The organism is Kordiimonas aquimaris (assembly GCF_025574485.1).
In the GTDB taxonomy this organism is placed as follows: Bacteria; Pseudomonadota; Alphaproteobacteria; order Sphingomonadales; family Kordiimonadaceae; genus Kordiimonas; species Kordiimonas aquimaris.
The window spans coordinates 1,219,975-1,232,073 of record NZ_JAOBPO010000001.1; the positions used below are offsets into that span (position 1 = coordinate 1,219,975).

Annotated in this window: 9 protein-coding genes; 7 read left to right on the forward strand and 2 right to left on the reverse strand. The window is 45.2% G+C overall.

The features are described from left to right. Positions 1–19: 19 nt before the first annotated feature. Positions 20–673 (forward strand): hypothetical protein, encoded by a 654-nt coding sequence (locus OEU88_RS05715; RefSeq protein WP_262694159.1) that lies wholly within the window; start codon positions 20–22, stop codon positions 671–673. Between the two features lie 2 nt (positions 674–675). On the opposite strand, the gene OEU88_RS05720 is transcribed toward OEU88_RS05715, so the two are convergent. Next, positions 676–1,257, reverse strand: coding sequence for an RNA polymerase sigma factor (locus tag OEU88_RS05720; RefSeq protein WP_262694160.1), 582 nt, complete (start codon positions 1,255–1,257; stop codon positions 676–678). Between the two features lie 220 nt (positions 1,258–1,477). Between OEU88_RS05720 and OEU88_RS05725 the strand changes: the two genes are divergently transcribed. The 4 genes from OEU88_RS05725 (at position 1,478) to OEU88_RS05740 (ending at position 4,709) form a co-directional block, all read left to right on the forward strand. After that, the gene (locus tag OEU88_RS05725; RefSeq protein ID WP_262694161.1) at positions 1,478–3,130 is read left to right on the forward strand and encodes an autotransporter family protein; all 1,653 of its coding nucleotides are present in this window, start codon (positions 1,478–1,480) and stop codon (positions 3,128–3,130) included. Between the two features lie 198 nt (positions 3,131–3,328). Next, positions 3,329–3,928 (forward strand): ferritin-like domain-containing protein, encoded by a 600-nt coding sequence (locus OEU88_RS05730; protein ID WP_262694162.1) that lies wholly within the window; start codon positions 3,329–3,331, stop codon positions 3,926–3,928. A 48-nt stretch (positions 3,929–3,976) separates the two neighbouring features. After that, on the forward strand, positions 3,977–4,357 hold the full coding sequence (locus OEU88_RS05735) for a c-type cytochrome (RefSeq protein WP_262694163.1): 381 nt from the start codon (positions 3,977–3,979) through the stop codon (positions 4,355–4,357). Positions 4,358–4,574: 217 nt separating this feature from the next. After that, entirely contained in the window at positions 4,575–4,709 is a 135-nt protein-coding gene (locus tag OEU88_RS05740; protein WP_262694164.1) for a hypothetical protein, read from the forward strand. Between the two features lie 727 nt (positions 4,710–5,436). On the opposite strand, the gene OEU88_RS05745 is transcribed toward OEU88_RS05740, so the two are convergent. After that, the gene (locus OEU88_RS05745; RefSeq protein ID WP_262694165.1) at positions 5,437–7,983 is read right to left on the reverse strand and encodes a hybrid sensor histidine kinase/response regulator; all 2,547 of its coding nucleotides are present in this window, start codon (positions 7,981–7,983) and stop codon (positions 5,437–5,439) included. Positions 7,984–8,097: 114 nt separating this feature from the next. Here OEU88_RS05745 and OEU88_RS05750 point away from each other — a divergent pair, with 114 nt between their 5' ends. Both OEU88_RS05750 and OEU88_RS05755 read left to right on the forward strand, forming a co-directional pair. Next, the gene (locus tag OEU88_RS05750) at positions 8,098–8,724 is read left to right on the forward strand and encodes a response regulator transcription factor (protein ID WP_262694166.1); all 627 of its coding nucleotides are present in this window, start codon (positions 8,098–8,100) and stop codon (positions 8,722–8,724) included. Positions 8,725–8,905: 181 nt separating this feature from the next. After that, on the forward strand, positions 8,906–12,099 hold a 3,194-nt coding region (locus tag OEU88_RS05755; protein WP_262694167.1), incomplete at its 3' end, for a calcium-binding protein.

Consider the following 12,099-nt stretch of genomic DNA (forward strand, 5'->3'; position numbering starts at 1 on the left):
TGTGTTTATGGGTCTTGTTGTGACCACCTACACACGTACAGTGACACAGTTTGTCTTGAAGGTTGGAAAAACAGAAAGTGCAATAGAAGCGCGAATACTTGCACAGTCTGGTATTGATATTGGCCTTTTACATGCATTTGAGGAACCCTACGCCAGTGTTTCTGCTTCTGCAAAGGTTGTCGATATGGATGAGGGTCGGGTATTCATTCGTTATGAAAGCGAGCGCGGTAAAATTGATCTGAATGCGGCACCCGTTGAAATGATTACTCAGAGCTTGAAGCTCTTGGAACTGGACACGGTGGTTCAGCAACAGTTGATTCAGACTATTCGCAGTCGGCGTTCAAGGACTATTAAAACACCATCCATCGCAGAGCTTTTTACGAGTGTTGATATCGATCACAACACATTTGAGATAGCTTGTAGAATATATACGGTCTTCAGCGATTTGCATTATGTAGATACACGTAAAGCGCATCCAGTTTTAGCCCAATGGTTGAGAGTTCAGAATCAATCTGGTTGGACGAGTACCGCATCTGGTGGAGCGTTCCGTATTCTCTCGACCGGACAATCTAAATCCGGATCAGAACACACTCTGGCTGCTATATTTCAGCCTCAGCCACTTCAAAAGCCGCCGTATCGATTGGCGAGACGGCAAATCTTAAATTATCCATAACCTTAAAGAAGGTGTTCAGCAGGAATGAGAATGGTTTCTCTGAGTTTTGCAACACCTCTCCTTATCCAGCTTTTCACGGTATTTCTTGGCGCATTCATCAACTCGCCGATTTCGTCATACGAATACCCTTTGAAATAAGACAGAGTGACGGCTTTTTTCATATTCTCCGGTAGATTTTCAATTCCCGCCATAAGAACGTTCTGTGCTTCGTTGTTGGCTATTTCTTGAAATGGCGAAGGGTCTGCTGTTTCAACGTGTATTCCCTCGTCCTCAGGAACGGTATTCAGTTGTTTCTTGCGCAGATAGTCGATTGATAGATTACGCGTGATTGTTGCCAACCATGTTAAGACCGTACCTTTATCACTTTGGAATTTTTCTGCTTTTTGCCATGCAGTCACATACGCTTCTTGCAAAACTTCTTCCGCCAACTGACGAGTGGGCATTAGCCGCAAGGCAATGGAAAATAGTAGAGGGCTGGTTTCGGTATATAATTCTGAAAATGCGACTTCGTTACCGTTTTGTACTTTTACCATCAAAGTTTTTAGGTGCAAATTGCGGTCTGCTTTTGCTTGTGTTGACATCATTTTATGTAATCCGCTTTTGAAAAATTGGACCAGATACGCTTGGGTTTGAAGTTCAGATCACATTGATGAAAAAAAACTGCACCTTTTGGTTCTGAAAAATCGTTTAGCCCATCAGAGGCAACCGGTAACATCTATATTCGTGGGAAAATCCTGATTGATAGATTGTTTTCGGCATTGTCGCAAAAGTTCAAAATTTTGCTAATACAAAAAGGAAATGATGATGGCAGTTTCGATTTCACGAAAAGCTGCAGCCTGTATTGCGGCCACAGTCGGCATGACAAACCAAGCATTGGGTGAACCTGAAACAATTATTGTGAACGGTGCAAACCCTTTGGTTGTGAATGAGCTGCTTGATGCTAATGTTACAATTGAAGCTAACGGCGAACTAAGCGGTGCAGGCGGCATAACTGGATTGGTCACAAACAATGGTACAGTGGCTCCTGGCGAAGGCGGTATCGGCGGTTTTGTAATATTTAATGGCTTTCAGCAATCTAGTTCAGGTCTGTTGAATATTGATGTTTCTGATGTAAACGGAAACGACGATCTATTAGTTTTTGGTACAATATCCCTTGGTGGTTCTGTTAGCCTAAACCCCATGCAGCACGGCGATGGTTTTTCTATCGGTGATACGCGTACCATTTTGTTGTCAGAAGAAAGTATCGAAGGTTCAATCACAGGCTTGACTGTCTCAAATGACCTTTTATCACGGGCTTTCATTCGACCATCTATTGCCGTTGATGGTAATCAATTGATTGTTTCATTTGATCAACTTTCTTTTGTGTCTAACAATTTTAACAGTAACCAAATCGCTATTGGTACCGCATTGGATGAAAGCTTGGGGCAAGCAAGCGGTGAACTGACTGAGTTTGCTGCAGACCTTGGATTGGTTTCTCTGGCAGAAACGGCTGCTCCGCTGGAGCAGCTGGTACCTGAAGGTGCAGCAGTACTGTCTACTGCCAGTATTCGATCTTCTCAAATGTTCCACGCTGAGGTTGAAAAACAGGCTGCGCGTGGTATTGACTCTGCTAAGACTGATGGATGGATAGGCTGGGCATCGGCGTTTGGTGGGTTTGCTGAGAACTCTCGTCAAAATCAGGGCGCTGTTAGTGAATTTGATTATGATATTTACGGAGTTGTTGTAGGCGCAGACCGGTCTGTGGGTAAAAGTGGCAGGCTTGGTTTTGCAGTAGGCGTGTCCAAGGCAGAGATCGACATATCTGGTCAACCAAAAGAAGCTGAGCAAAAGTCTATTCAGGCGAGTGTCTATGTTACCTATTTTCAAGATAATTACCGGTTATCTGGTGCTTTAAGTGCAGGTTACAACGATATCGAAACTGAGCGTCATATCGCCTTTGCAAGTGGTACGCCTACTGTAACTGGTGATTCAGATGGTTATGTGTTTGCAGGTTCTACCGAGCTGGCATATCTCGATGATATCAATGATATGCGCTTCGAAGGGTTTGTCGGATTTGATGTGCACTCGGCTCATCAGGATGGTTACTCAGAACGCGGTGCTGGCTCTTTAGGTTTTGACATTCGTAGCAAGACAGAGACATCTGTCCGTTCACGAGTGGGTGCTCGTGTTAACTTCTGGAAAGATGTTGCCAATACTAAGTTCAAGCCACATCTCAAAGCTGCTTGGGTACATGAATTCTCTTATGACGAGAATGAAGTCAGCGGACAATTCCGAGGCCTTAGCGCCACACGCTTTACAGTGGAAGGCGCTAGTCCTGCGGAAGATTTTGCCGAAATTGATGCTGGCTTCAACTATCAGCTAAGCCAAAATAGTGCAATGTACGCTGGTTATACAGGCCTTATTGGAAGCAATGAAACTGTTCATGGCTTCTCTGCCGGGTTTACTTTTGCCTGGTAAACAATACTGGCTGGCATCCCTTTCCCCCTTTGCCAGCTTTGGCTGCTCCTCCAATGCAATTTCTATGTTGTTTGTGTTGGGGGAGCTTTTCATTTCACGCACATAATATTTGGCGCTGCACCCCGCAGTTACAGAAACGCGTATCGTTAAACACAGTATGATGAGGGCCTCTGGCTCAAAGAATTTGAGGACATGAATATGAACAAAATTTTTACAACTGAACAAGCGGCGTCTCGCCGTACCTTTTTGCGGCGCTCAAGCGGTGCCGTTTTGTCTGCTTCTGCCATTGGTGCGCTATCTGGTGTTGGTTCAATGGCGCTTGCCGGAAAAGTTTCTGCCGATGATATGTCGCAGGATGTGGCTATTCTAAACGTTGCACTTGGGCTGGAACATGAAGGTATTGCTGCATATCAGCTCGGCGCAGAAAGCGGGCTTCTCACTAAAGGCGTTTTGGACGTTGCTGTAGAATTTCAATCTCACCATAAAGAGCACCGTGATGCATTGATTGGCGCTATCCAATCAATGGGCGGCAAGCCAGTTGAAGCGAAGAAGCTATCTCGCTACGCGAAAGACCTGAATGCAAAAACTTTAAAATCTCAAGGTGATATTTTGAAATTGGCTGTAAAGCTGGAGCTTGGTGCTGCTAATGCGTACCTTGGTGTTATTCCGTCATTCAGCAATTCTGATCTTGGTCAGATTGCGGCACGTTTGGCTGCTGACGAGACCATGCACTGGACAGCGCTTACATCTGCACTCGGTATGGCTCTTCCAAGTAAAGCGCTGACATTCGGTGCATAACAAATAGATTTTGCTCGCTCTCCATTGGCATAACTTAATGAGGTTCTAATGCGCTATTCATTTAGGATGTTTTTTCTTGCATGTTTGTTGTCATTAAACTTGGCTATTGCACAGCAGCAGGTGGTTGCAAATGATGTGGAGAGGGGAGAGAAATTATATAGCAGGCGTTGCGGCGCCTGCCATTCCATTGACGTCAATAGGATAGGTCCAAAACACCGCGGGCTTTTGGGGCGGACGGCTGGTAGTTTAACAGACTATGATTATTCGGATGCGCTGTCGCATTCATCCGTTGTTTGGACAAAAGAAACATTAAATGCTTGGTTGGAAAACCCTCAGGCATTGATTCCGGGCCAGAAGATGGGGTTTCGTCTAAAAAAGGAGGATGAGCGCCAAGATATTATCGCTTATCTCGTTAGGTTGAAGGATTAGGTGCGTTTTTATTCCTGTTCATACTCTTTAGACTTATGTTGTGAGGTTGAATCAAGAGAGAACTGTGATTTCATTTGAGGTGATGAACTAGGAGTATATCGGTAACCTTTAAGAACATCTGTCGAGTCAAGTGGACCTGAATTCTTTCTAAAAAAACGTATATTTAAGTTGGATGGCGCATCCTTCTAACAGAATAAAATTGCGAAAAGCTTGATTGATGAAGAATTTTCCGCAGCTTATTGTAACCATATTAATGGTAGTTTTGCCTTTGTCTATCAGTGCTGCTGAAGGCGTCTTGGAGCAGTACGAGCAAGATGTTATTGCCTTTGTCTCGAAGCAATTAAAAGAATAGATTAAACACAGTTTTCAGATTAAAGCTGATCTCTAGGATTTGTGCTCATAGCCTCGATTTATCTTGGCCAATTTTCATACTCATCTGAGTTTATTCGTTTGCCTGTGATGATGTATGTTAGATGTTTGCTGTCGCCTCGTAGTGTTGAGGAATTATCGCCGTCGTTGCTATTACGATTACAAACTGAAAATGCTGAAACACTCTAATATTCAATTTCATTCAGTAATACGAGCCTTGCAGGCTCATGACTCTGAATGTTGGATGCTGAGCCTTATGGCTCTGATACTTGGCTGTGGTTTCCCAGTATTTTCCTTGTTAAGCACGGAAAAATGCAGAGATTTGTTAGCAGCAGACTGTCTCCACCGCCATTTTATCTTTTGAAAAAAATCTCTCTACAATTGATCAATGTGGAAGCCACGATTTATCAAGGGCTTGTCTGACATTTTCAGCCTAATCTTGTTCTTATTTGAGTCTTTGATAAGCCAAATAAGCATGGTGATAACCGTGCATTTCTCTGCTTAGTATGTTGTTATATATCTTGCCTCATACCTATGATTCGACATGTCTCTTCCTAAAAAGGTAACGCTTATATGAGTGTCTTTGTAATAGTAGCAATAGCCGGTACTTATTGTCCGCTTCTGGCTGCAAGCATTAAAAGAGCCCCGGAACCCAATAGGGTCCCAGGGCTCTTTTAATTGGTACGAAGGCAGGCGAATGAATATATTGGTTAAGGCATTAGTTTAGTTGTTTTGGGTATAAGCTTCTGCAGTTCATGTTGTATGACGTCAGGTGCAACAGGTTTGTGGAAATACCGAAACCCTGATCTTTTTAAAACCATTAGATCATTTGGCGCAGTCGCACCGGTAATTATAATTGCCGGCGTATTAGCAAATCGTTCTCGGATGTTTGATATGACATCCAAGCCCGTAACCTGAGGGCCAAGGTAGTAATCGGTTGCAATCAGATCAGGCTGCCCCAAGTCATCAAGAGTATCAATCGCTGCTTCTAGTGAAGAAACACCCCTTGCGGCATGCCCCCAGTCCCTGAACATATGTACAAGCGCCTCGCAGGCATCTTTGCTATCATCTACAACAAGGATAACTAGTCTTTGTTGTGTCGGCTGTGGTTCTTTTTTACTGTCTTGGTTTTCTTTAACTGCAGGAATTGATGGAATGGCGGTAAGCACACTGACTGAAAATATTGTACCCATATCAGGCTCTGACTTAACCTCAATATTCATGTCCATTAAGGCACAAAGTTCCCGAACGATTGATAGTCCCAAGCCCAAACCACCGTGTCGTGTTTTTTTGCTAATTTCCAGTTGCACATAACGATCAAAAATATGTGCGATTTCATCACTTGGTATACCATGCCCATTGTCCGCCACTATAAATTTTACATTCTCGCCGTGCCGCTTAACCCCCATTAGAACGTGCCCGCCAGGTGATGCTTTGATTGCGTTGGCAACGAGGTTTCCTAAAACACGCTTTAAATACTTGGCATCAGCCCGTACGTGGTGAGAGCTGTGGCATATGCGAAGGTCAACGTTGTTTTGCTGGGCGATAGGTTGCAGCGTGTTTTTTAGTTCTTCAAAGAGCGTGCTAACGGACGTAGTGTTCATACTGACATTAATTGTCTTGGCTTCTAGTTGTGACGCTTCAAGCATTGTTTCCAGCATATCGGATAATGAGCCAATTAACTGCTCCTGCTTGCCCGCGATGGTTGTTAAATTGGTGTTTGAGCCCACAGTTTTCTTCAGGTTCTGATTGAATATGCTGAGTGCCTGAACGGGTTGCCTGAGGTCATGGCTGGCAGCAGACATAAAGTTAACTTTCTCGCGGGCACTTTTCTCTGCGGCACTTTGCGCGGCTTGCGCTTCTTTTGTTCGTGCTTTTACTCGTTCATCCAGAGTTGCGTTGAAGGTTTGCAGGTTATCTGTGAGTGCAAGGGACTTCTCGTATAATTTACGAGAGCGTGCACTAAGTGCAATTGCATGACCTATTGATATAAGTAGAAAGCCAAAAGGCATAAGATCAGAAAATGACGAAGGCCGAAGATTGAAGGCATGCAAATAATGCAGTCCGTCATTTACAGCGGTTGCAAGAAACAAAGCAGTGAAGATCACGATTGCACCTGCGCCGCTACGCTTTTTCCACCATGCTTTGACAATAGCATACTGGTTATAAAACAAGATCAGGACTGCAAAAATGATGAAGGTATCTTGTAGGCTTGTATATACATGCACCGGGAGAAAAATAACGCTAAGTATGAAAGGAGCAGACCCCCAGTAAGTGATACGTTTGATATATTTGGGAAATTCATCGGGAAATATACTGGCAAGGAAAGTCAAATATGCAGTAGACGCAGAATATAGTGTCAAATAAACAAGGAATTTGTCGCTGAATTGAGGGAAATCAGGAAAAATTCTGAACAGGATTGTGTTCAATGTTGCCAATCGTACAATCACGATTGTCACAAGCATACAGTACCAGAAGAGGGACCAGTCCTGTCCACCGCGAAAGCCTCTGAAAAAATACGCCAGGTGGAAGATAAGAAGTGAGCTTAATGCACCGAGCACAAACAGATATGAAAGGTCGTATCCTCGTGCTTCCTGTTCCATCGCTTCGCTGGGCTGAATAATGGGAGGGCGTAAAATTCCCCCAGCAGCATGTTCAAAGTTAGAAACAATCAGATTGATAGTAACTTCACCAGATAACGGTAGCGGTACACGGCGTTCCAAATAGAATGCCTGTGATTTTTCTTGCCGTTCAGCTATTTGGCCGTTTGACGCAATCAGCTGTCCATTGATCCATAGTTCGTACGCAGAATATGGAGTCTGTAATTTTAAACTTAAGGGAAGATTATTTTCAGTGATTATAAGTTTCTTGCGATATGAAGCAACGCCGAATCCAGACGGCCATCCATTCCTTTCCGCTAATTCATTTGGCTGATTATGCCAACGATCAGGAAACATAATGGTTTCGTCGTTATATTGGGCATCGAACTCGTCTGGGCGAACAATTTTATGACGGATGACTTGCCATGGCCCGTCAAGAGAAATGCTTTCTCTCTGGTCTGTCAGGCTCAATTCTAAAGGAATGTGTTCAAATGTGCCGTTTTCTGCAGCAATAGTGATGGAATTCACAAACACCAGAATACAAAGCATAAAGGCATAGTGCATCAGTCGGGCTGTTTTTGTCTTAAGAGAAAGGGCAAAGGAGTATGACGCTATACGGCACTTTACATTACCTTTTATCATTGCCTTGGAGCTCATAGCAAAAAACGCCACGAATTATTTACATTCCCTGTAATCATATTGAATGTAGTATAAACAACTAGCTTGCTGATTCTACAGGTGTTTTGAACTACTATGTTTGTATGTTTTTGAATGGATACTGTGTCCCAGAACATAGTTGTTGCTGACGACCATGCTTTAATTCTTGAAGGCATGGTTTCTCTGCTTGGAAAGCTTGATGGGGTTGGTTCTGTTTCCAGCGCTGTTGACGGAAGGCAGGCACTTGATTTTCTGATCGACCAATCGATCGACATTGTAATACTGGATATAAACTTACCAGGGCTTTCCGGTGTTGATGTTGCTCGAGAAATTCGTAAGAGAAAATTATCGACACGTATCATTTTAATGACCGGTGAAGTGTCTGAAGACAGAGCCGCAGTTCTCATTAACGAGCTATCTCTGGACGCCTTTTTATTCAAAACATCGAATATGAACCAGTTTGAGCAAGCTGTGAGAGCTGTATTAAACCAAGATAGTTTCTTCCCGCCAGATGTAACTGATGCCCTGAACCGCGTTGAGAACGCCGCAATGCAATTGAGCAACCGCGAAGTGCAGGTTGTTAGAATGATTGGCGAAGGACATACCTCCGAAAGCGCAGCAAATGTTCTCGGCATAAGCCCTCATACTGTTCGAAAACACCGTGAAAATATCAAAAGAAAGCTTGGCATAGGTACAGTCGCTGAACTGTCTTCATATGCGCACCGAAACCAGCTTTTCTAATTAATTAGCCAATACTGCAGTTAGTTCACCAGCTTGTATATACGCACATCTGCGTATGGCTCGATTTCATATTCAATTCCATCATTTGCTGCATTCGTAGAGCACTTCCACGAAATGTGAGGATTCGGGAAGCCATTGTAGGTCTGTCTCTTCACTAGAATAAATGAATACAGGGAACCGCATGATGGATATTACGACGCCCCAGGCAGTTACAAATGAGATTTTCGTAAATAGCGTTGAAACCAGTGATCAATATAATCCTGTCGTAGCCGCGCTAACAGGCGGCGGCTTCGTAATTATCTGGCACAACCATGAAAATGCCAATATCGACGGAAGTGGGAGAGGGGTTAGTGGTCAGCTATATGACTCAGATGGAAACAAGGTTGGGGGTCAGTTCTTAGTTAATAGCCAAATAAATGGTAAACAAGACACAGCAAGTGTAGAGCCACTGAGCAATGGTGGGTTTGTTGTTGTTTGGCAGAGTGAAGATGCGACCTCTGACGCCAGTAGTCTCGGTGTTGTTGGCCAGATATATGATGCTGCCACTAATAAAGTTGGCAGTGAACTTACAATTAACACGCAAACTGATGGTGATCAGACCCCAAGAGACTTAGCGGTTTTTGCGGATGATAGTTTTATTGTTGTCTGGGAAAGTGCTGATGCGACCGTGGACGGTGATGCCGTAGGAATTTCTGGTCAGAGGTTTGACAGTAACGGTAACAAAATTGGTGTCGAGTTTACTGTTAACAGTGAAGTTGAAGGCAATCAGTTTCACCCGAGTGTCGCGACTTTCTCAAATGGAAGTTTTGTCATAGCTTGGACAAGTCATGATCCTAATTCGGATGGTGATGGCTCGGGTATATCTGCACAGCTGTTTGACGCTGCAGGTAATAAGCAGGGAGCAGAGTTTACTGTTAACTCCGAGATAGAAGGTGATCAGTTAGTCCCGCAGGTATCGGTTTTAACTGGCGGCGGGTTTGTTGTTGTATGGTACGGCGATGATCCAGACGTAGATGGTTCAGGCTCCGGTGTTTCAGGGCAGCTTTTTGATAGTGCTGGTAACAAAGTGGGCACCGAATTTACGGTAAACACCAACAATATTGGCGCCCAAAATGTTGCTAGAATTACCTCTCTGGATGATGGCGGTTTTCTTGTGGCATGGCGAAGTGACGACCCCGCAGTTGATGGATCAGGTATAGGCATTGCGGCGCAGCGTTTTGATGGCACTGGTACAAAAGTAGGTAGTGAGTTTAACCTGAGCGGCGAAGTTCAAAGCACGCAGACTTTGACTGGTTTAGCTAATCTTGGGGGAGGCGAGTTCATTGCGGCATGGCAAAGCTCGGATCCTGATGTAGATGCACAGGGTACGGGTATTTCTGCGAGGATTTTCAAAGCTAACAATGTGCCCACTGCGACAGACCAGACAATAGATTTAGAGGCGAATACGCCGGAGTCATTCGGTACAACAATTTATACTGTTCGATTGCCTGATCTTGGATTTAGTGATGTAGACGGCGATAGTTTTCATAGCGTCCGCATAGATACTCTTAATCTGGCTGCGGGTGATATTTTCACCAATGGTGGTGTTCCAATTCAGGCCGGTGACATCATTAGCCTGAAAGACATTGATGACGGCGACATCAAGTATACGCCAGTTGATGATGGTTTTGGTGTGGCACGGACTAGTTTCACTTTTTCTGTGAATGATGGAACCAGTTTTGCCGCAACGCCCTCTACTTTCAGCTTTGATGTTGCCCAGGGTAATCAATCACCTGCAACATCAGATAGCAATGTCAGCAGCGCAGAAGGTGTTACTTACGTATTTTCTTCCGCGGATTTTAATTTTAGCGACCCTGATGCTGGCGACACATTCGGTGTGGTGACTATTAGCAATTTGAATTTGGCGCCTGGTGATCAATTGTTGGCATATGGTTCAGCTGTTGAAAATGGTGATGCTTTTTCTTTGAGTGAATTAATTGACGGAGAATTGACATATATCCCTGCAGCAGGCGTAAGTGCTGCAGGGCGTTTAAGTTTTGATTTTACCGTAACGGATAACCATAACCGCCCTGCAGTTGGAAGCTCTACACTTACATTAAATGTTACAACCCTCACTCCTGCCCCCTCTCCATCTCCCGCTCCTGCGCCAACTCCTGTGCCTGAACCTGAGCCTATTCCAGTTATTGTAAGTGTTGAAGACGCAAGCACGGGTCCAGACACGGTTGAAGGGTCCGCTGCCGCCGATGATATTGCAACAGGTGCTGGTAATGATCAGGTGAATGCTGGTGATGGTGATGACAATGTTGACGGCGGTGCTGGTAATGACGATGTAAACGGTGGTCGCGGTTCGGACAGCGTATCTGGCGGTGGTGGTGATGATACGGTGTCTGGCGGCATTGGCACAGACAGTGTTGACGGCGGCGCAGGCAATGATGCTCTGCGTGGTGATCAGGGTGATGACACGGTGCTTGGAGGCGCGGGTAACGACACCATTGATGGTGGCAGTAACGCCGACTTCCTGCGCGGTGATGCGGGTGATGACAGTATATCTGGTGGTTCGGGTGATGACCGTGTGTTTGCTGGTCCTGACGACGAAGGCAATGATACGGTTGAAGGTAACCGCGGTAATGATGTTGTTGGCGGCGGTGCCGGTAATGACTTTATCGTTGGTGGTGACATTGACGGTAATGGCACAGATGCATCAGGTAATGACAGCCTGTTTGGTGGTGATGGTGATGATGTCATCATTGGTGGTTCGTTCGATACGACAACAAATATGGCAGTGAACGGAAACGGCGGCCGTAACACCATCTATGCTGGTGCTGGTAATGACAGCATCATTGGTGATGATGGTGGCGATACGCTTGGTGGCGGCAACGGAGATGACAGTGTCACTGGCGGTATGGGTAGTGACATTATCTATGGTGGTCGTGGCCCTGGTGAAGACACACTTTTTGGTGGCGGCGGCGATGATCAGGCATTTGGCGCATCAGACAATGATATGGTTAACGGTGGTGCTGGTAATGACACCCTGTTTGGCGGCGCGGGCGATGACACAGTTGACGGCGGTGATGACAATGATCTGATCTTCGGCGGTGCCGGTGATGACAATATCACTGGTGGTGACGGTAATGACACGTTCGCTTTCATCACAGGCTTTGGCAATGACACGATCACTGACTTTGGCACAGCGGACGGTGACAGTGACACGCTCGACTTCTCCGAGATCGAAGGCCTTGTGCTGGCTGACCTGCTATCCTCAGCCACGTTTGATGCGAGCGGTGCCACGCTCACCATCGGTACCCATGGTACACTGACCCTCGAAGGCATCAACCAAACCGAACTGCAAGCACTGTTTGATGCAGGGCAGGTGGT